Annotated in this window: 20 protein-coding genes; 8 read left to right on the top strand and 12 right to left on the bottom strand. The window is 55.6% G+C overall.

Annotated features, from left to right (window positions below; all coding sequences use genetic code 11):
* Nucleotides 1–409: 409 nt before the first annotated feature.
* Together alaA and yfbR are read left to right on the top strand one after the other, a co-directional pair.
* Nucleotides 410–1,624 carry an alanine transaminase AlaA gene (gene alaA, locus ACNQ0W_RS12575; protein ID WP_003861471.1) on the top strand — a complete coding sequence of 405 codons (1,215 nt, stop codon included), beginning with the start codon at nucleotides 410–412 and terminating at the stop codon, nucleotides 1,622–1,624.
* A gap of 117 nt (nucleotides 1,625–1,741) precedes the next feature.
* Nucleotides 1,742–2,341 (top strand): 5'-deoxynucleotidase, encoded by a 600-nt coding sequence (gene yfbR, locus ACNQ0W_RS12570; RefSeq protein ID WP_047053290.1) that lies wholly within the window; start codon nucleotides 1,742–1,744, stop codon nucleotides 2,339–2,341.
* Between the two features lie 80 nt (nucleotides 2,342–2,421).
* On the opposite strand, the gene ACNQ0W_RS12565 is transcribed toward yfbR, so the two are convergent.
* The 4 genes from ACNQ0W_RS12565 to yfbV all read right to left on the bottom strand — a co-directional run bounded on the left by ACNQ0W_RS12565 (nucleotide 2,422) and on the right by yfbV (nucleotide 6,043).
* Entirely contained in the window at nucleotides 2,422–4,254 is a 1,833-nt protein-coding gene (locus ACNQ0W_RS12565) for an SLC13 family permease (protein WP_116329995.1), read from the bottom strand.
* A gap of 75 nt (nucleotides 4,255–4,329) precedes the next feature.
* Entirely contained in the window at nucleotides 4,330–4,989 is a 660-nt protein-coding gene (locus ACNQ0W_RS12560) for a sugar phosphatase (protein WP_003861463.1), read from the bottom strand.
* An 11-nt stretch (nucleotides 4,990–5,000) separates the two neighbouring features.
* Nucleotides 5,001–5,495: a YfbU family protein gene (locus tag ACNQ0W_RS12555; RefSeq protein ID WP_008502874.1), complete on the bottom strand. Its 495-nt coding sequence runs from the start codon at nucleotides 5,493–5,495 to the stop codon at nucleotides 5,001–5,003.
* Between the two features lie 92 nt (nucleotides 5,496–5,587).
* Nucleotides 5,588–6,043 (bottom strand): terminus macrodomain insulation protein YfbV, encoded by a 456-nt coding sequence (gene yfbV / locus ACNQ0W_RS12550; protein ID WP_003861459.1) that lies wholly within the window; start codon nucleotides 6,041–6,043, stop codon nucleotides 5,588–5,590.
* Nucleotides 6,044–6,380: 337 nt separating this feature from the next.
* Between yfbV and ackA the strand changes: the two genes are divergently transcribed.
* Entirely contained in the window at nucleotides 6,381–7,583 is a 1,203-nt protein-coding gene (ackA, locus tag ACNQ0W_RS12545; RefSeq protein ID WP_015572267.1) for an acetate kinase, read from the top strand.
* Between the two features lie 75 nt (nucleotides 7,584–7,658).
* Nucleotides 7,659–9,800 (top strand): phosphate acetyltransferase, encoded by a 2,142-nt coding sequence (gene pta / locus ACNQ0W_RS12540; protein ID WP_062932727.1) that lies wholly within the window; start codon nucleotides 7,659–7,661, stop codon nucleotides 9,798–9,800.
* Nucleotides 9,801–9,910: 110 nt separating this feature from the next.
* On the opposite strand, the gene ACNQ0W_RS12535 is transcribed toward pta, so the two are convergent.
* From ACNQ0W_RS12535 to ACNQ0W_RS12515, 5 genes are all read right to left on the bottom strand, one after another.
* Nucleotides 9,911–10,864, bottom strand: coding sequence for a transketolase family protein (locus ACNQ0W_RS12535; RefSeq protein WP_015572265.1), 954 nt, complete (start codon nucleotides 10,862–10,864; stop codon nucleotides 9,911–9,913).
* The gene (locus ACNQ0W_RS12530; protein WP_015572264.1) at nucleotides 10,857–11,687 is read right to left on the bottom strand and encodes a transketolase; all 831 of its coding nucleotides are present in this window, start codon (nucleotides 11,685–11,687) and stop codon (nucleotides 10,857–10,859) included. Before ACNQ0W_RS12530 ends, ACNQ0W_RS12535 begins: the two co-directional genes overlap by 8 nt.
* Complete coding sequence (locus ACNQ0W_RS12525; protein WP_017383437.1) at nucleotides 11,684–13,075, bottom strand: PTS ascorbate transporter subunit IIC; 1,392 nt, start codon at nucleotides 13,073–13,075, stop codon at nucleotides 11,684–11,686. The genes ACNQ0W_RS12530 and ACNQ0W_RS12525 overlap by 4 nt, the downstream gene beginning before the upstream one ends.
* A gap of 21 nt (nucleotides 13,076–13,096) precedes the next feature.
* On the bottom strand, nucleotides 13,097–13,369 hold the full coding sequence (locus tag ACNQ0W_RS12520) for a PTS sugar transporter subunit IIB (RefSeq protein ID WP_003861447.1): 273 nt from the start codon (nucleotides 13,367–13,369) through the stop codon (nucleotides 13,097–13,099).
* 79 nt (nucleotides 13,370–13,448) lie between these two features.
* Nucleotides 13,449–13,892 (bottom strand): PTS sugar transporter subunit IIA, encoded by a 444-nt coding sequence (locus ACNQ0W_RS12515; protein WP_040117902.1) that lies wholly within the window; start codon nucleotides 13,890–13,892, stop codon nucleotides 13,449–13,451.
* Nucleotides 13,893–14,128: 236 nt separating this feature from the next.
* Between ACNQ0W_RS12515 and ACNQ0W_RS12510 the strand changes: the two genes are divergently transcribed.
* Complete coding sequence (locus ACNQ0W_RS12510) at nucleotides 14,129–15,148, top strand: LacI family DNA-binding transcriptional regulator (RefSeq protein WP_017383439.1); 1,020 nt, start codon at nucleotides 14,129–14,131, stop codon at nucleotides 15,146–15,148.
* Nucleotides 15,149–15,151: 3 nt separating this feature from the next.
* Here ACNQ0W_RS12510 and yfcD read toward each other — a convergent pair whose 3' ends face one another.
* From yfcD to yfcF, 3 genes are read right to left on the bottom strand one after another with little or no spacing between them, the layout of a single operon-like run.
* On the bottom strand, nucleotides 15,152–15,718 hold the full coding sequence (yfcD, locus tag ACNQ0W_RS12505; RefSeq protein ID WP_006811396.1) for an NUDIX hydrolase YfcD: 567 nt from the start codon (nucleotides 15,716–15,718) through the stop codon (nucleotides 15,152–15,154).
* Nucleotides 15,719–15,773: 55 nt separating this feature from the next.
* Complete coding sequence (gene yfcE / locus ACNQ0W_RS12500) at nucleotides 15,774–16,325, bottom strand: phosphodiesterase (RefSeq protein ID WP_162875878.1); 552 nt, start codon at nucleotides 16,323–16,325, stop codon at nucleotides 15,774–15,776.
* A 56-nt stretch (nucleotides 16,326–16,381) separates the two neighbouring features.
* Nucleotides 16,382–17,026, bottom strand: coding sequence for a glutathione transferase (gene yfcF / locus ACNQ0W_RS12495; protein ID WP_062932726.1), 645 nt, complete (start codon nucleotides 17,024–17,026; stop codon nucleotides 16,382–16,384).
* A 140-nt stretch (nucleotides 17,027–17,166) separates the two neighbouring features.
* Here yfcF and yfcG point away from each other — a divergent pair, with 140 nt between their 5' ends.
* The 3 genes from yfcG to ACNQ0W_RS12480 form a co-directional block, all read left to right on the top strand.
* Nucleotides 17,167–17,796: a GSH-dependent disulfide bond oxidoreductase gene (gene yfcG, locus ACNQ0W_RS12490; RefSeq protein ID WP_003861434.1), complete on the top strand. Its 630-nt coding sequence runs from the start codon at nucleotides 17,167–17,169 to the stop codon at nucleotides 17,794–17,796.
* A 75-nt stretch (nucleotides 17,797–17,871) separates the two neighbouring features.
* Nucleotides 17,872–18,240 (top strand): dihydroneopterin triphosphate 2'-epimerase, encoded by a 369-nt coding sequence (folX, locus tag ACNQ0W_RS12485; RefSeq protein ID WP_003861432.1) that lies wholly within the window; start codon nucleotides 17,872–17,874, stop codon nucleotides 18,238–18,240.
* A gap of 13 nt (nucleotides 18,241–18,253) precedes the next feature.
* Nucleotides 18,254–19,134 (top strand): TIGR01777 family oxidoreductase (locus tag ACNQ0W_RS12480; protein ID WP_417933203.1); only part of this gene is annotated, 881 nt, incomplete at its 3' end.

The following is a 19,134-nucleotide window of genomic DNA, read 5'->3' as shown; positions in this document are numbered from 1 at the left end:
GTTTAATTTAGATTCAGGCCATTCATTAATAACCCTTAACATTAATTTCACATGAGTAACTTTTAACCTGGCTTTGCTAATATGGCAATCGGTATCTCAGCATTCAGGTTTTACGAATGGTCACTCAGGGGGACTAATGCATCAGCCCGAATCGTCTTTTTATTTATCCCAGAATAATATTCATCTTTATATGAAATTTTTAGCACAAACAACCCAACACTCCTCTTTATCACGATAAATTCAGGCACAAAATCACTCCTTCGTTAGAGTAAGCGATGACCGCGGCATTGCCCGGTTGGACGAAATCTTCTTCTGTGCGCCCTTCAAAACGAAGCGCGGTGGGAGTACATTGTTCCGTGCTCACTTCCACGGCAGGAAGTTGCAATAATAGCGAAAAGGTTAAAGGTTCATGTCCCCTATCGAAAAATCCAGCAAGCTCGACAACGTCTGTTACGACATCCGTGGCCCGGTACTCAAAGAGGCAAAACGCCTTGAAGAGGAAGGCAATAAGGTTCTGAAACTCAACATCGGCAACCCCGCGCCATTTGGTTTTGAAGCGCCGGATGAGATCCTGGTGGATGTGATCCGTAACCTGCCCACTGCACAAGGCTACTGCGATTCAAAAGGGCTTTATTCCGCCCGTAAAGCCATCATGCAGCACTATCAGGCTCGCGGTATGCGCGACGTCACCGTTGAAGATATCTACATTGGCAACGGTGTCTCGGAGCTGATCGTTCAGGCGATGCAGGCGCTCCTGAACAGCGGCGATGAAATGCTGGTTCCTGCCCCGGATTATCCGCTGTGGACGGCTGCGGTGTCCCTGTCCAGCGGTAAAGCGGTGCACTACCTGTGCGACGAATCCTCTGACTGGTTCCCGGATCTGGATGATATTCGCGCCAAAATTACCCCGCGCACCCGGGGTATCGTGATCATTAACCCGAATAACCCGACGGGTGCGGTCTATTCAAAAGAGCTGCTGATGGAGATCGTCGAGATCGCCCGCCAGCACAATCTGATCATCTTTGCCGACGAGATTTACGACAAGATCCTGTACGACGCGGCGCAGCACCACTCTATCGCCGCGCTGGCGCCCGATCTGCTGACGGTGACCTTTAACGGACTGTCTAAAACTTACCGCGTTGCCGGTTTCCGTCAGGGCTGGATGGTACTGAACGGACCGAAAAAACATGCGAAAGGCTACATTGAAGGGCTGGAGATGCTGGCATCCATGCGTCTGTGCGCTAACGTACCGGCGCAACATGCGATCCAGACGGCACTCGGCGGCTATCAAAGCATCAGCGAGTTTATCGTTCCAGGCGGCCGCCTGTATGAACAACGCAACCGCGCATGGGAATTGATTAATGATATTCCGGGCGTCTCCTGCGTGAAGCCTAACGGCGCGCTGTATATGTTCCCGAAAATCGACGCGAAGCGCTTCAATATTCACGACGACCAGAAAATGGTGCTCGATTTCCTGTTGCAGGAAAAAGTGCTGCTGGTTCAGGGGACGGCGTTTAACTGGCCGTGGCCGGATCATGTGCGTATCGTCACCCTGCCGCGCGAAGACGATCTTGAAATGGCGATCAGCCGCTTCGGGCGCTTCCTCTCCGGGTACCATCAGTAACGCTGACTTTCCGCCGGGTAGCGCTGCGCTTACCCGGCCTGCAATATCCGCAAATTTGCATCTTCCCTCCCCTCCCCGCACAATGAAGTCTGTCGCAGTGAAGACATAAGGTAACCTATGAGTCAGAGTCATTTCTTTGCCCACCTCTCCCGCCTGAAGCTCATCAACCGCTGGCCGCTGATGCGCAATGTGCGTACTGAAAATGTGTCTGAGCACAGTTTGCAGGTTGCCATGGTCGCGCACGCGCTGGCCGCGATTAAAAATCGCAAATTCAACGGGCAGGTGAATGCCGAACGTATCGCCCTGCTGGCGATGTACCACGATGCATCGGAAGTGCTGACCGGGGATCTGCCTACGCCGGTGAAATATTTCAACTCGCAGATTGCCCAGGAATATAAGGCCATTGAGAAGATTGCCCAGCAGAAGCTGATCGACATGGTGCCTGAAGAGCTGCGCGATATCTTCGGGCCGCTGATCGACGAGCATCAGTATACGGAAGAGGAGAAATCCCTGGTTAAGCAGGCCGATGCGCTGTGCGCCTACCTGAAGTGTCTGGAAGAGCTGTCCGCCGGGAATAACGAATTTTTACTGGCAAAAACGCGTCTGGAGAAAACGCTGGAATCTCGTCGCAGCGAAGAGATGGATTACTTTATGCAGGTGTTTGTGCCGAGCTTCCATTTGTCGCTGGATGAGATTAGCCAGGATTCGCCACTCTGATTTTCGCCCAGCGGCGCTGCGCTTGCAGGGCCTACGGGGTTGTAGGCCGGGTAAGGCGTAGCCGCCACCCGGCAAAATGCTCAGAAGGGAAACAGGACCGGTATCAATACCACGCACACCACCATCACCAGCACGGTGAATGGCACACCCAGCTTCACGAAATCACTGAACCTATAATTCCCGGGCCCCAGCACCAGCGTATTGACCGGGGAAGAGACCGGCGTCATAAATGCCGCGGACGCCGCCATCGCAACCATCATCGCAAACGGATACGGCGAAACACCCATCGATTTTGCCATCGCCAGCGCAATGGGCGCCATCAGCACCGCCGTTGCGGTATTGGAGATGAACAAACCAATGGTGGCGCACATGACGAACAGGCAAACCATCATCAGGTACGGACCATACCCCCCGCCCGCGTCCATCAAGCCTTTCACGATCAAATCCACCCCGCCGGTTTTCTGTAGCGCCAGGGCGAAGGGCATCATCCCGACGATGAGAATGATGCTCGGCCAGTGAATCGCTTTGTAAGCGCTTTCGGCGTCGATACAGCGGAATTTGCCCATTAACAGACAGGCGATTATCGCCGCCACCGGGTTAGGGATTTCGTCCGTCAGCATCAGGGCAACCATCAATACCAGGCAAAAAATCGCATGGGGCGCCTGGCTGTGCGCCGGTGATGCATCACTCTCTTCTATCGGCATATTCAGCACCACAAAATCGCGGCCTTTCTGCCCGAGCTGGCTAATCAGTTTCCAGTTGCCGACCACGAGGAAGATATCCCCCAGCAGGATCGGCTCATCCACCACCGCCCCTTCAAGGGCTACGCCATCGCGCTTCAGGCCCACCACGTTGAGGCCATAGCGGGTACGAAAGCCGATTTCACGCACGGTTTTGCCCAATAACTCCGATTCCGGGATCAGCGACACCTCGGCCATTCCCACATCCAGCGCCTGGTCGGAGAAATACTCGCCGCGCAGCACCATCGGCTCCAGCAACTGCTCGCTACAAAACTCCCGCAGATCCACGTCCGCGGTGGACATATCAATCAGCAGGACGTCACGCGCGCGAAACTCGGACACCCCGTTCACGTTAACGATCACCCGACGAAAACGACGCCAGCGCTCAACCCCGATGACGTTCGCGCCATAGCGTTCGCGTAGCTTAAGGTCATCCAGCCGCTGCCCCACCATAGGCGATCCCGGGCGGATAGCCAGACGTCGGGCACGCCCGGTCAGACGGTACTCTTTAATCAGATCGCGGAAAGAGCGTCGCTTCCAGCCCTCTTTGGCTTTATCCTGCTTCTCCCCTTTCAGCGCGAAACGGGTCAATAACATATAGATAATGCCCATCACCAGTACCACCAGCCCGATCGGCGTAACGCTGAAAAAGCTAAACCCCTCAAGCCCCTCACGGATCAGTTCGCTGTTCACGACGAGGTTCGGCGGCGTTGCGACCAGCGTCATCATGCCGCTGATGAGTCCGGCGAAGCTCAACGGCATCATCAGCCGCGACGGGGAGATCTGCATTCTCATGCAGACGCTCAGCACGACCGGAATAAAGATGGCCACGACGCCCGTAGAGCTCATAAACGCGCCCAGCCCGGCGACCGTCAGCATCAGGTAAATCAGCATTTTGGTTTCGCTGCTGCCCGCCATCTTAACCAGCCACGACCCCATCATCGTCGCCACGCCGGTGCGTACCAGGCCGTCGCCAATAATAAACAGGGCGGCAATCAAAATAACGTTGGGATCGCTAAACCCGGAAAAGGCTTCCGGCAGGGAAAGGGTACCGCTCAGAACGAATGCGACAATCACAAACAGGGCGACGGCATCCATGCGCACCTTGCCCGTGGCAAAAAGAATGATGGCGATTAACAGCAGGCTCAGGACCCAAATCAGTTCACCGTTCACAACATGTCCTTGTCAGTGGAGGAGAAGCAATTCTGCCATAAAAAAGCCCCGGTAATGCGGGGCTATATCATGGGATTACATTTTTAGCGAGACGGTTACAACTCCGTCTGACGCCTTCGAGACGTCGATGGCGGTCAGGGTGTTAAGCACGAAATCCGCCTCCTCCAGCCGGGGGGAACCCGCCGGGACGTTAACGGCAATGACGTGGCTTCCGGCGTTCAGCCCGGCCAGCACGCCTGCCGCCGCGTCTTCCACCACCACGCACTCCGCTGGCGCCAGGCCAAGCAGTTCTGCGCCGAGCAGGAACGCATCCGGTTCAGGCTTGCCGCGCTTCACGCGCTCAGCGGTAATGAAGACGTCCGGCGTCGGTAAACCTGCCGCCTTATGACGGGCATGCGCGACGGGAACCGATCCGGAGGTGACGATAGCCCACGGGATCTGCGCTTCATTCAGGTGCTCAAGCAGTTCACGCGCACCGGGCAGCGCGGTGATGCCCTCGGTATCGGTAGCTTCTATCTGCTCAAGATAGCGGAACTCCGCCTGAATCTCTTCCTCAGAACGTCCCGCCAGGAAGTGCCGCAATGAGGTAATGGCCTGTTTACCATGGATGAAATTCAGTACGTCCTGATGGTCGATGCCGTGCCGGTCGGCCCAGTGGCACCACGAGCGCTCCACCACCGGCAGCGAATCCACCAGCGTACCGTCCAGATCAAACAGAAAACCTTTACACTGCACACGCACCTCCGTCAGGCATTAATGATTTGTTGAATTTCGTTGCTGCTTAAATGGTACTGACGCGGACAGGCGTGCCACGCGCTCAGCATACGTTGATACTTATCCCACATCGGGGTCTGGGCGTTGAAGCCGTGCGTACCCGCATCAAAATGGGTGTAGCGCCCTTCGGTATTCACCATAAAGCGCACATAGCTCAGATAGCGCGCTTCCGTCGCGGCATCAAAGCCCAGGAACGTCACGCGGCGCTCGTCAATGGACTGCTGGTCCTTCAGATTGGTCCAGGACACATGCAGCGCATGGTACATCTCCATGATGTCGATAACGATACGGCAGGTTTCCTCTTTCAGTTCGCCAAATTCGCGATCCAGTTCGCGCATCTGCAAGCCAAAACCACGTTCGACAATGGTTTGCAGGCGGCTGTAGCGCGCAGCGTTATCGGGATCAAGCATAGTCATCATCTTGTACTGGTTAGACAAAATCAGACGTTGAGCATGGGTCATTTCCATCTTTCGACTCCTGTAGCGCATTGCACTGTAAAAAAAAGACACGGTAACTGATTGTTACTGTGCCTTCTTTTGGTCGTCGTTTCGATGATCAATCACAAGTCATCGAGGAATGTTTTATCAAGCTGTTTAAACGCACGCTTGAGGGTATCCGCCAGCGCCTGATAGTCCGGCTTGCCTTCAACCGGTGCCAGCGCCTGGCCCGCCTCCTCCAGCTTTCCACGCACTTCATAAAACCAGTGTAAAATAGAAGGCGGAAGTGGCGTGACGGAACGTTTCCCTAACCACCATAGCCCCTGCATCGGCAGGCTTAACGCAAAGAGCGCCGTCGCGACGGCAGGGCCAAGCTGTCCACCTAACGCTATCTGCCAGCACAGGGTAAAAACGGCAATCGGGGGCATAAAGCGAATCGCATAGCGCGTGGCGCGAATAGTGCGATTTTCAATAAACATGGGCGCGAGGCGCTTTTCCATCGGCCATGTCTTTGCGTAATGCTGTCCCCGACGAAACAGACTAAAAAAGTTCACGGACGGGATTTCGGGTGTCGACATGGCTGTACCTCAACTTCACATATAAAAATTAAAATTTTCGTGCAAAACCACAACAGGCTATGACAACGTTCAAAATATTTTGTCATCGCTACCCCGTATCGGGTATCCTGTGCCAGCCTGATAGGGCCGTAGACGATAAGCGTTAACTCGTCAAATTATCGCATATTATGCCATTGTCTGAAAAATGTTCAAAATGGCTTAAAATCATAGGTATTTCTTCCATCCTGCCAGAATGTTCGTTTGGCATGATGTTAATCATAAATGTCTGGGTCAGCATGCGTTACGCTTTTAGACTCACTGACGTTTTTTTAGCCACGTATCAATAATAGGTACTTCCATGTCGAGTAAGTTAGTACTGGTTCTGAACTGCGGTAGCTCCTCACTGAAATTCGCCATCATCGATGCGCTCAACGGTGACGAGTACCTCTCTGGTTTGGCCGAATGTTTCCATCTGCCTGAAGCACGTATCAAGTGGAAGATGGACGGCAGCAAACAAGAAGCGGCTTTAGGTGCAGGCGCCGCTCACAGTGAAGCGCTGAACTTTATCGTTAACACTATTCTGGCACAAAAACCAGAACTGTCTGCTCAGCTGACCGCAATTGGTCACCGTATCGTCCATGGCGGCGAAAAATACACCAGTTCCGTGGTAATCGACGACTCCGTGATTCAGGGTATCAAAGACTCTGCGTCTTTCGCACCGCTGCATAACCCGGCTCACCTGATCGGTATCGCTGAAGCACTGAAATCCTTCCCGAGTCTGAAAGACAAAAACGTGGCCGTGTTTGATACCGCGTTCCATCAGACCATGCCGGAAGAGTCTTACCTCTATGCCCTGCCATACAGCCTGTACAAAGAGCACGGCGTCCGTCGTTACGGCGCTCACGGCACCAGCCACTTCTATGTGACTCAGGAAGCCGCAAAAGTGCTGAACAAGCCGGTTGAAGAAGTCAACATTATCACCTGCCATCTGGGCAACGGTGGTTCTGTTTCCGCTATCCGCAACGGTAAGTGTGTTGACACCTCTATGGGTCTGACCCCGCTGGAAGGTCTGGTGATGGGTACCCGTTCCGGTGATATCGACCCGGCGATCATCTTCCACCTGCACGACACCCTGGGCATGAGCGTTGACGACATCAACAAAATGCTGACCAAAGAGTCTGGCCTGCTGGGCCTGACCGAGGTCACCAGCGACTGCCGTTACGTTGAAGACAACTACGCAGAAAAAGCTGACGCTAAACGTGCAATGGACGTTTATTGCCACCGTCTGGCGAAGTACATCGGTTCTTACACCGCGCTGATGGAAGGCCGTCTGGATGCTGTTATCTTCACCGGCGGCATCGGTGAGAACGCGGCAATGGTACGTGAACTGTCCCTGGGCAAACTGGGCGTTCTGGGCTTCGAAGTTGATCATGAGCGTAACCTGGCTGCCCGCTTCGGCAAGTCTGGCTTCATCAACAAAGAAGGCACCCGCCCTGCTATCGTTATCCCAACTAACGAAGAGCTGGTCATCGCGCAAGACGCGCACCGCCTGACTGCCTGATTCCACACCGCCAGCAATGCTGGCGGTGCTGTTTTGTAACCCGCCCAACGCGGCGGTAACGAAAGAGGATAAACCGTGTCCCGTACTATTATGCTGATCCCTACCGGAACCAGCGTCGGCCTGACCAGCGTCAGCCTCGGCGTGATCCGCGCTATGGAACGCAAAGGCGTTCGTCTGAGCGTCTTTAAGCCTATCGCCCAGCCACGTGCCGGTGGCGATGCGCCAGACCAGACCACCACCATCGTGCGCAAGAACTCCAATCTGCCAGCGGCTGAACCGCTGAAGATGAGCCACGTTGAATCTCTGCTCTCCAGCAACCAGAAAGACGTGCTGATGGAAGAGATCATTGCCAACTACCACGCAAACGCGCAGGACGCGGAAGTGGTGCTGGTTGAAGGCCTGGTCCCGACCCGTAAACACCAGTTTGCCCAGTCTCTGAACTTTGAAATCGCGAAAACCCTGAACGCAGAGATCGTTTTCGTGATGTCTCAGGGCACGGATACCCCAGAGCAGCTGAAAGAGCGTATCGAACTGACGCGCAGCAGCTTTGGCGGTGCGAAAAACACCAGCATCACCGGCGTGATTGTTAACAAGCTGAACGCGCCAGTAGATGAGCAGGGCCGTACGCGTCCTGACCTGTCCGAAATTTTTGACGACTCTTCCAAAGCGAAAGTCATCAAAGTTGACCCGGCTAAGTTGCAGGATTCCAGCCCGCTGCCTGTTCTGGGCGCGGTGCCATGGAGCTTCGATCTGATTGCCACCCGTGCAATCGATATGGCGCGTCACCTGAACGCCACCGTGATCAACGAAGGCGATATCAACACCCGCCGCGTGAAGTCCGTGACCTTCTGTGCGCGCAGCATTCCGCACATGCTGGAGCACTTCCGCGCAGGTTCCCTGCTGGTGACCTCCGCAGACCGTCCGGACGTGCTGGTTGCAGCCTGTCTGGCGGCGATGAACGGCGTGGAAATCGGTGCCATTCTGCTGACCGGCGGCTACGAAATGGACGCGCGTATCAGCAAGCTGTGCGAACGTGCGTTCGCCACTGGCCTGCCAGTCTTCATGGTGAACACCAACACCTGGCAGACCTCCCTGAGCCTGCAAAGCTTCAACCTCGAAGTGCCGGTTGATGACCACGAGCGTATCGAGAAAGTTCAGGAATACGTTGCGGGCTACATCAACGCAGACTGGATCGAATCCCTGACGGCGACCTCCGAGCGCAGCCGTCGTCTGTCTCCTCCAGCCTTCCGTTACCAGCTGACCGAGCTGGCGCGTAAAGCGGGCAAACGCGTGGTTCTGCCAGAAGGCGACGAACCACGTACCGTTAAAGCGGCGGCCATCTGTGCAGAGCGCGGTATCGCGACCTGTGTGCTGCTGGGTAACCCGGATGAGATCAACCGCGTTGCGGCGTCTCAGGGCGTTGAGCTGGGCGCGGGCATCGAAATCGTTGATCCTGACGTGGTCCGCGAAAGCTACGTTGCCCGTCTGGTTGAGCTGCGTAAGAACAAAGGCATGACCGAAGCCGTTGCGCGCGAGCAGCTGGAAGACAACGTGGTGCTGGGTACGCTGATGCTGGAGCAGGACGAAGTTGACGGTCTGGTTTCCGGTGCGGTTCACACCACCGCGAACACCATCCGCCCACCGTTGCAGCTGATCAAAACCGCACCGGGCAGCTCTCTGGTCTCCTCCGTGTTCTTCATGCTGCTGCCTGAACAGGTTTACGTTTACGGCGACTGCGCGATCAACCCGGACCCAACCGCCGAGCAGCTGGCAGAAATCGCTATCCAGTCTGCGGACTCCGCAACGGCCTTCGGTATTGAACCGCGCGTCGCGATGCTCTCCTACTCCACCGGTACCTCTGGTACAGGTAGTGACGTAGAGAAAGTCCGTGAAGCAACCCGCATTGCACAGGAAAAACGTCCGGATCTTATGATCGACGGCCCGCTCCAGTACGATGCCGCGGTAATGGCTGATGTGGCGAAATCCAAAGCGCCGAACTCGCCGGTTGCAGGTCGCGCTACCGTGTTCATCTTCCCGGATCTGAACACCGGTAACACCACCTATAAAGCGGTACAGCGTTCAGCAGACCTGATCTCCATCGGGCCAATGCTGCAAGGCATGCGCAAACCTGTGAACGACCTGTCCCGTGGTGCGCTGGTTGACGATATCGTCTACACCATCGCGCTGACCGCGATCCAGTCTTCGCAGCAGCAGTAAGATAAAAAGCCCGGTGGCGCTAGCGCTTACCGGGCCTACGGTTTTGTAGGCCGGATAAGCGAAGCGCCATCCGGCAAGAGAGGCGACCACTTAACTGGTCGCCTTTTTTATTACAGCAACTCTCGCGCCGCCGACACAATGTCATGTGCCGTCAGGCCATACTCCTTCTGCAAGAAGTCCTGCGTACCCACCTGACCATACCGTTCCTTCACCCCCACCCGCCGCATAGGCACCGGACAGGTTTCCACCAGCACTTCCGCCACCGCCGACCCCAGCCCGTTGTGAATGCTGTGATTTTCGCAGGTCACAATACGCCCGGTTTTCTCGGCATAGTTTTTCACCAGCATCCGATCGATGGGCTTCAGGGTAAACATGTCGATGACCGCTGCGCTTACCCCCTCCTGCTCCAGCTGGCGCGCCGCCTCCAGCGCTTCCGCCACCATAATGCCGTTAGCAATCAGGGTAATATCGGTTCCTTCGCGCAGCACGTTGCCCTTGCCGATGGTGAAGGTTGACCCCGGGGCATACACGCTCGGCGCCTGTTTACGGATGGTCCGCACCCAGTAAAAGCCTTCGAGGTCGATGAGCTGACGCAGCACATCTTCGAACATCACCGCATCGGTCACCTCCAGCACCACTGAATGCGCCAGACCGCGCACGATGCCCATATCCTCAAACGACATATGCGTCCCGCCGTTGTGGCAGGCCGTCACGCCCGCATCCGAGGCAATCACCTTCACGTTATTGCGCTGGTAGTCCAGGGACATAAACAGCTGGTCGAAGCAGCGACGGCTGGCAAAGGCGGTAAAGGTATGGACGAACGGCTTACGTCCGGTGAGCGACAGTCCGGCGGCCGTCCCAATCACGTTGGCCTCCATAATGCCGCAGTTGATGACGTGCTGCGGGTAATCACGCGCTACGCCGTCCATCGCCATCGAACTCATCAGATCCGCTTCGAGCGCAATGATCTCGCTCCCGGCCTCAATCTGTTTTGCCACAAAACCCGCGTAGACCTTACGCATCTCAACGGCATCTTTCTGTCCTGTCGGTGCAACCTTAATCATGTGAAGCCTCCAGTTGGCGAATCGTCTCGTTAAGCGCCGCTTTGCTCTCCTCGGTTAATCGCAGGTGATGCGAGTTGCTGAGCTGTTCCAGGTATGGCACCCCCTGCCCTTTGATGCTGTCGAGGATCACCACCCGCGGACGCGCATCGGCCTCAGGGATCGGCGCGGTCACCTCCAGCAGCGCCGGAATGTCATCCCCTTTCACCGTCACCACGTCAAAACCAAAGGCGCGGAATTTGCCTTCCAGGTCGAAAGCGCTGATGATTTCGTCCAGTTCGCCGTCGAGCTGCTGTTTGTTCCAGTCCACGAATACCGTCAGGTTGTTCAGTCGATGGTGAGCGATAAACTGGAAGGCTTCCCAGCACTGCCCTTCATTCAGTTCTCCGTCGCCAACGATGCAAAACACCCGGTTTGGCCTTCCTGCCAGCTTGTGCGACAGCGCCATGCCGCCAGCGATGGAGATCCCCTGTCCCAGTGATCCGGTGGTGGCATCCACGCCGCGTGTTTTCAGGCGATCCGGGTGACTTGGCAGACGCGTCCCGTTCTGGTTCAGCGTGCTCAGCTCTTCAATCGGGAAGTAGCCCTTAATCGCCAGCGTGCTGTACAGCGCCGGCCCCGCATGGCCTTTCGACAGCACAAAGTAATCGCGCTCTGGCCAGTCCGGATCGGCCGGGTCAATTTTCATCACCGCGCCGTACAGAACGGCCAGCGTTTCAACGACTGACATGCTGCCGCCGTAGTGCCCAAAACCCAGCTGCGTAAGGGATTTCAGCGTCTCAAGGCGGATCTGACGCGCCAGGTCGGTTATTTCATTCTCATTCATGATTTGGCTCCGGGGTTTTCCTGCGCGTTACCGCTGGCAGGTTTGTTTTTAGCGAAGACGTTGTAGGCCACCAGCAGCGCGAACAACACAACAACCAGTCCGGTGATGGCAAGCGGCGACAGGAAGCGTGCCAGGTTGCCCAGCACAATCCCGACCGCACCAAAATCAGCGTCCGAGAAGGTCGTATTCGCAAAGCCAATTGCGCCCAGAACAGGCAGCAGCAGGACCGGGAGGAAGGTGATCAGCAGGCCGTTAGCAAACGCGCCAATCATCGCCCCGCGGCGTCCGCCGGTGGCGTTACCAAACACGCCTGCCGTTGCGCCAGTGAAGAAGTGCGGCACCACGCCCGGCAGGATCAGCACCCAGCTAAACTGACCGCAGATGAACAAGCCCACAATCCCGCCGAGGAAGCTAAACAGGAAGCCAATCAGCACCGCGTTTGGCGCATACGGGTAAACCACCGGGCAGTCCAGCGCAGGCCGCGCATTGGGCACCAGTTTTTCCGAGAAGCCGGTAAAGGCCGGGACGATTTCCGCCAGAATCAGGCGCACGCCCTGCAAGATGATGAACACGCCTGCCGCGAAGGTGATGGCCATAATGATGGCGTACACCAGGTAGTTCTGGCCGCCGCTGAAGGTGGCCTCTACGTACTCACGTCCGGCGCTCACCGCCATGATCAGGTAGATAATCATCATGGTCAGGGAGATGGAGATTGAACTGTCACGCAGGAAGCTAAGGTTCTTCGGCAGGTTCATCTCTTCGGTGGAGCGCGAGCCTTTGCCGACCTTGCTGCCAATCCAGCCGGACAGCACGTAGCCCAGCGTGCCGAAATGACCGAAGGCGATCTCATCGTTGCCGGTAATACGCTTCATATAGCGCTGCGCAATCGCCGGGAAGAAGGCCATAATCAGGCCGAGGATCAACGAACCGGTAAAGACCAGCCCGACCCCCTCGAAACCTGCAACCGTCAGGATCACGCCAATCATGCATGCCATGTAGAAGGTATGATGCCCGGTCAGGAAGATGTACTTCAGGCGGGTAAAGCGCGCGACAATAATATTCGCCACCATCCCGAAGGCCATAATGAGCGCGGTGGAAGCGCCATATTTTTCCAGGGCAATGGACACAATAGCTTCATTGTTGGGAATAATGCCCTGAATATTAAAGGCGTGCTCAAACATACCGCCGAGCGGATTTAAAGAGCCCACCAGCACGGTTGCGCCGCCGCCCAGTACAATAAAGCCGAGAATGGTTTTAATTGTGCCTTTTACCACATCCGAAAAGGCTTTTTTCTGCGCCACAAGACCAATCAGGGCAATTAACCCGACCAGTACTGAAGGGACTTTTAAAATATCAACAACGAAATTCAGCGTTTCAAGGATAAACATATCCACCTCGCCTTATCAGGATTATTGTCTTTCGAACCAGGCGCGCAGCTGCGCTTCGAGTTCGTTGATATCGATGATATTGTTGATCACCACCAGCTGGCTTTCCGGCACGCTGGCGCTGGCGGCAATGTCTTTCGCCATTACAAACAGGTCCGCCGCGCCCGGCGTGGCCGAGGAGAGATCGGAGTGTTCAACCTCTGCCTCAATTTCCAGTTTTTTGAGCACCTTTTTAATATTCATTTCGACCATAAAACTGCTGCCCAGGCCGGAGCCGCAAATAGCCATGATTTTCATTGTTATCCCCTTTTTAGAGTAGAGTACGCCCCATCACGCTGACGCGTAATGTTGCAATGAATCGGATTAAATAATTAAATCAGAAGCGATCGATGACGGTTTTTATCTCCTCCAGCGTATTCGCCCGATGTAATTCAGCCATATCTTCGTCGCTGGAAAATAATTCCGCTAAGGCCGAGATCATTTCGATATGGCTATGCTTGTCGGGCGCCGCCAGCATCACAATCACATCGACGGGGTCAAACTCACCGGCACCAAAAGAGACGCCCTGTTTCAGTTTTAACAATGACAGGCCAAGTCCTTTCGCCCCTTCTTCCGGTCGCGCATGGGGCATTGCCAGCCCAGGAGCCAGCACATAGTAGGGACCTAACGTGTGGTGCTGCTCGATGATAGCCGTAACATATTCCGGCGCGATAACCTGCAAATCCAGCAGCGGTTTCGCGCACAGTTCCAGCGCCTGGGGCCAGCTTTCAACGCTATCCTGTAGGATGATGGTTGTATCATATATCCACTTTTTGAGCATTTTTCACTCCCGCTAAAGACCAGACATGGGCAAACTCTATTCAACCCATCAATCAATGACTGCGATCGCGATCACAAAGATAGCGCTACCAACGACTAACATGCAGAACTGTGATAGCGCTATCAAATTGCTATCATGGTGCGAAATCACAGCAAAAAAAGGGATTTAAGGCGTATACTGCCTGTCACGTAAAATGAAGGATGAAACTGAATCGCGTCCTGTCAGCAGGAAGATGTATGTCTTTAACCCGAAAACGGCGCAGTACCGGAAAAGTAACGCTCGCGGATGTCGCACAGCTTGCCGGCGTAGGCACGATGACTGTTTCCCGTGCCCTCCGCACGCCCGAACAGGTTTCCGATAAACTGCGTGAAAAAATTGAAGCCGCGGTGCAGGAGCTGGGTTATATGCCCAATCTTGCCGCCAGCGCACTGGCATCGGCGTCGTCATGGACGATTGCGATGGTTGTTCCCAATCTTTCCGAAGCTGGCTGTTCCGAGATGTTCGCCGGGCTACAGCAGGTGCTCCAGCCAGCCGGATATCAGATCATGCTGGCGGAATCTCAGCATCGTCTTGAACAGGAAGAGAAACTGCTCGAAACGCTGCTGGCCTCGAATATCGCCGCGGCGATATTGCTCAGCGTCGAGCACTCCGATACCGTACGCCACTGGCTAAAAAACGCCTCTATCCCGGTGATGGAAATGGGTGCAATGCGTGCCGATCCGATTGATATGAATATCGGGATTGATAACGTCGCCGCCATGTATGAACTTACCGAGATGGTGATTCAGCGTGGCTACCAGAATATCGGCCTGCTGTGCGCTAACCAGGAGCAGTGGATTTTTCAGCAGCATTTGCAGGGCTGGTACAAGGCGATGCTGCGCCACCACCTGTCGCCGAACAGAGTGATTAATGCCGCCATGCCGCCGAACTTCTCCACCGGTGCGGCACAATTGCCAGAGTTCCTGCTGGCGTGGCCGGAGCTGGATGCGCTGGTGTGCGTGTCAGATGAACTGGCCTGCGGCGCGCTGTATGAGTGCCAGCGTCGGCGCATCAAAGTGCCGGACGATTTAGCGGTCGTGGGCTTTGGCGACAGCGACGTCAGCCGCGTCTGTCAGCCGCCGCTGACGACGATGGCAGTACCGCATCGCAAGATTGGGATTGAAGCCGGGAAAGCGTTACTGGAACGTCTGAATGACGGAGACTGGCGCGACCATAAACCCATCGCGTCCAGCCTGTGTCTGCGGGAAAGCTGTTAAGGCTTACTCAGCCTCTTCCTCTTTTTCCGCCTTATTTTCCGGTTTAGCGGATTCGTTTTTGGCGTTGCGGGTCATCCACAGCGCCAGTGCTTTAAGGGAATCCGGCGTGAACTCGTCGCAACGCGCGGTGATCTCTTCCGGCGTCATCCAGCACACTTCGCTCACTTCCTCTTCCTGCAAGGCGAAAGGCCCGTGGGAAACGCAGCTAAACAGCCCGCCCCAGACGCGACAATGCTCATCTTCGAAATAAAACTGCCCGTGCTCGGCAAACGGCACGCCAGCGATACCTAACTCTTCTTCCGCTTCACGACGCGCGGAATCCAGCAATACTTCATCGGCCTGCACAACGCCACCCGCTGTGGCATCCAGCATACCAGGAAGAAAATCTTTGGTGTCGGTGCGACGCTGGACCAGAATCTTGCCCATGCCGTCATGAACAACGATGTACGTCGCGCGGTGACGCAGACGCTCCGCACGCATTTGTTCGCGGCTGGCCTGCGCGATCACTTCATTCTCTTCGCTGACAATGTCAACCCACTCAGTACTTGCCAAATGATTCTGCTCCACCATCGGGAAACCTTCTCGTCTAAGCGCTCTTACGGCGCGTTTGCAGTTGTGGTGTAACTTACGGATTAATCGCTATCTGCGCAATAACTTGCTGATCATTAAGTGCGATAACGCTTAATGTCCCGTCTTCATACATGCCGTAGCTTGCCGGGTTGCCGCCTTTGGGAATGCTAACAGACCCGGGGTTAAAGTGATAAAACGCCCCGCGTTTTTCCGCCACCGGAATATGAGTATGACCATAAACCAGGACATCGCCAGCGGCGAGTGACGGCAGGTTATCCGGGCCGAACAGGTGCCCGTGGGTCAGGAACAAACGGCTGTTTTCCATCAACACCTGGTGCCAGGGAGCGGTGATGGGAAAATGCAGCAGCATCTGGTCAACTTCGCTGTCACAGTTGCCGCGAACGGCGATAATGCGCGAGGCAAAATGATTAAGTTTTTCCGCCACCTGCGCGGGAGCATAGCCTTCCGGCAACGCATTGCGTGGGCCGTGGTTTAACACATCGCCCAGGATCACCAGCCATTGCGCCCCGCTTTGGGCGAACAGAGAAAGCACGCGTTCGGTCGCGGGCAGCGATCCATGAATATCCGACGCAAACATCAGTTTCATCAGTTACTCCTCGGGAATTCAGACTGCCCCTATCATACCTCAAGCGCCCCGTCTTATCAGCCCGCGCGCTTAGCAGAGAGTGCCAGATAGCGCTGTACCGACGCGCGTTGCCACTGGAATGTGGCGTAATCCACCAGCCGCTGTGGGACGTCATCGCCGTTGAGGATCAGGCGATTGAGCATCAGCGCCAGATCGGTGTCGGCAATACACCACTCGCCAAACAGGTTAGGGTTACCCTGCGCCAGCAGCGATGACGCGGTTTCAATCAGCTTCCGGGCGCTGGATAAGCCCTCCTCGCTGAGGGCGGGCTTTTTGACGCCAGCGAACACCACATCCGTGGAGCGTTCTGTGCGAATCGGCACCAGGTCGCTACGCAGCCACGCCTGGATCTGGCGGGCGCGGGCGCGCTTTTGCAGATCGTGAGGATAGATGCGTTCCCACTCTGGCGGGGCAAAGCGGTCCTCAAGATACTCGTCAATCGCCGAGGATTCACTCAACTCAAAACCGTCGATCTCCAGCACAGGGACACGGCGGGTGAGCCCGTAGCCCTGCCACTGAGGCTTCAGATGTTCGCCGCTGTCCAGGTCAACGGTTTTCAGACTAAAAGTAAGCCCCTTTTCTGCCAGCGCCACATAAACGCTCATGACATAAGGAGAAAAAAAGTTCGCATCGGACCACAACGTTATTACAGGCTGACTCATAACATCCTCATCGGCTGCTCGGTTTTCACTCAACATATAATCTCTTTGCCTCGCTGTCACTTGATGAAAACTCACGATTTACAACAAGCACCTATACTGATTTTTCATGGCAACACTATTCGCACTGACAGGAGTTGAGAATGATAGATCTCTATTATGCCCCCACCCCTAATGGCCATAAGATCACCCTCTTTCTTGAAGAAGCCGAAGTGGACTACCGGATCATTCGCGTGGATATCAGTAAAGGCGACCAGTTCCGCCCCGTTTTTCTGGCCATATCGCCCAACAATAAAATTCCGGCCATCATTGATAACCTGCCCTCCGACGGCGGCAAACCGTTAAGCCTGTTTGAGTCCGGAGAGATTTTGCTCTATCTGGCAGAGAAAACCGGCAAGCTCCTGAGCGGGGAGTTGCGCGAGCGTCATCACACGCTGCAATGGTTATTCTGGCAGTCGAGCGGCCTGGGGCCAATGCTGGGGCAGAATCATCACTTTACCGCCTATGCGCCGCAGACGATCCCTTACGCCATTGAGCGATATCAGGTCGAAACCCAGCGCCTGTACGGGGTCCTGAACCGTCGGCTGGAAAAATCACCGTGGCTGGGAGGTGAGCATTACAGCATCGCAGATATCGCCTGCTGGCCGTGGATCAACACCCATGAACGCCACCGGATCGATCTGGCCACTTATCCGGCGGTGAACAACTGGTTTGAGCGCATCCGGACCCGCCCGGCCACCGAACGCGCCATGCAAAAAATCCATCAGATTTGAGCCTGCGCCCCGTTGGGTGCAGGTGTTCTCCTCATGTATGATGAGGTGAAAATACTGACACGGAGAAGACCTGCAATGTCCCAGCATGACGCTATTATTCGCATAAAAAACTTACGCTTACGCACGTTCATTGGTATCAAAGAGGAGGAGATCGCGAATCGCCAGGATATCGTGGTGAATGTAGTGATCCACTACCCAGCAGACAAGGCGCGCGCCAGCGAAGACATCAATGACGCGCTGAACTATCGCACGATCACCAAAAGCATCATCCAGTACGTTGAGAACAACCGTTTTGCGCTACTGGAAAAATTAACTCAGGATGTGCTCGACATCGCACGCGAACACCACTGGGTCACTTATGCTGAAGTAGAGATCGATAAACTTCACGCCCTGCGCTACGCCGACTCCGTCTCCATGACGTTAAGCTGGCAGCGCCAGGCGTAAACCTGGAGGTTGTATGAAGATCCTGCTCACCGGCGGTACGGGCCTGATTGGTCGCCATCTCATTCCACGTTTGCAGGCGTTGCATCACGACATTACCGTGGTCACGCGCAGCCCGGAGAAAGCGCGCCAGGTGCTGGGCGCCGGCGTTGAGATCTGGAAAGGCCTGGCGGAACGGCAGGATCTGAACGGCTTTGACGCCGTCATCAACCTCGCAGGCGAACCTATCGCCGATAAACGCTGGACCGAAGAGCAAAAACAGCGTTTATGCAGCAGCCGCTGGAACATGACCGAAAGGCTGGTTGAGCTGATTCGCAACAGCGAGACGCCGCCTTCGGTGCTGATTTCAGGCTCTGCTACAGGCTACTATGGCGATCTCGGTGAAGTGGTGGTGACCGAAGAGGAGCCGCCGCACAACGAGTTTACTCATAAACTCTGCGCCCAGTGGGAGCGCATCGCCTGCGCGGCGCAAAGCGATCGTACCCGCGTCTGCCTGCTGCGCACCGGCGTGGTACTTGCGCCGAAGGGCGGTATTCTCGGTAAAATGCTGCCGCCGTTTAAAATGGGGCTTGGCGGGCCCATCGGCAACGGTCGTCAGTATCTGGCGTGGATCCATATCGACGATATGGTCAACGGCATTCTCTGGCTGCTGGATAACGACCTGCGCGGGCCGTTTAACATGGTATCTCCTTACCCCGTACGTAATGAACAGTTTGCTCACGCCCTGGGCCATGCCCTGCATCGCCCGGCGGTGCTGCGCGTGCCTGCGACGGCGATTCGTCTGTTGATGGGTGAGTCTTCGGTGCTGGTGCTGGGCGGGGAGCGCGCGCTGCCAAAACGCCACGAAGCGGGCCGGGTTAAGTTTCGCTGGTATGGCCAGGAAGAGGCGCTGGGGGA

The organism is Enterobacter cloacae complex sp. 6730903 (assembly GCF_048283985.1).
Lineage (GTDB): Bacteria > Pseudomonadota > Gammaproteobacteria > Enterobacterales > Enterobacteriaceae > Enterobacter > Enterobacter hormaechei_C.
The sequence above is the reverse complement of the archived record's forward strand: the minus strand, read 5'-3'. Positions and strand labels throughout refer to the sequence as shown.

Bases quoted from the DNA above. Each gene is read 5' to 3' on its own strand.
- alaA (WP_003861471.1), top strand. From the start codon at position 410: ATGTCCCCTATCGAAAAATCCAGCAAGCTCGACAACGTCTGTTACGAC.
- yfbR (WP_047053290.1), top strand. From the start codon at position 1,742: ATGAGTCAGAGTCATTTCTTTGCCCACCTCTCCCGCCTGAAGCTCATC.
- ACNQ0W_RS12555 (WP_008502874.1), bottom strand. From the start codon at position 5,495: ATGGAAATGACCCATGCTCAACGTCTGATTTTGTCTAACCAGTACAAG.
- yfbV (WP_003861459.1), bottom strand. From the start codon at position 6,043: ATGTCGACACCCGAAATCCCGTCCGTGAACTTTTTTAGTCTGTTTCGT.
- ackA (WP_015572267.1), top strand. From the start codon at position 6,381: ATGTCGAGTAAGTTAGTACTGGTTCTGAACTGCGGTAGCTCCTCACTG.
- ACNQ0W_RS12535 (WP_015572265.1), bottom strand. From the start codon at position 10,864: ATGATTAAGGTTGCACCGACAGGACAGAAAGATGCCGTTGAGATGCGT.
- ACNQ0W_RS12530 (WP_015572264.1), bottom strand. From the start codon at position 11,687: ATGAATGAGAATGAAATAACCGACCTGGCGCGTCAGATCCGCCTTGAG.
- ACNQ0W_RS12525 (WP_017383437.1), bottom strand. From the start codon at position 13,075: ATGTTTATCCTTGAAACGCTGAATTTCGTTGTTGATATTTTAAAAGTC.
- ACNQ0W_RS12520 (WP_003861447.1), bottom strand. From the start codon at position 13,369: ATGAAAATCATGGCTATTTGCGGCTCCGGCCTGGGCAGCAGTTTTATG.
- ACNQ0W_RS12515 (WP_040117902.1), bottom strand. From the start codon at position 13,892: ATGCTCAAAAAGTGGATATATGATACAACCATCATCCTACAGGATAGC.
- ACNQ0W_RS12510 (WP_017383439.1), top strand. From the start codon at position 14,129: ATGTCTTTAACCCGAAAACGGCGCAGTACCGGAAAAGTAACGCTCGCG.
- yfcD (WP_006811396.1), bottom strand. From the start codon at position 15,718: ATGGTGGAGCAGAATCATTTGGCAAGTACTGAGTGGGTTGACATTGTC.
- yfcE (WP_162875878.1), bottom strand. From the start codon at position 16,325: ATGAAACTGATGTTTGCGTCGGATATTCATGGATCGCTGCCCGCGACC.
- yfcF (WP_062932726.1), bottom strand. From the start codon at position 17,026: ATGAGTCAGCCTGTAATAACGTTGTGGTCCGATGCGAACTTTTTTTCT.
- yfcG (WP_003861434.1), top strand. From the start codon at position 17,167: ATGATAGATCTCTATTATGCCCCCACCCCTAATGGCCATAAGATCACC.
- folX (WP_003861432.1), top strand. From the start codon at position 17,872: ATGTCCCAGCATGACGCTATTATTCGCATAAAAAACTTACGCTTACGC.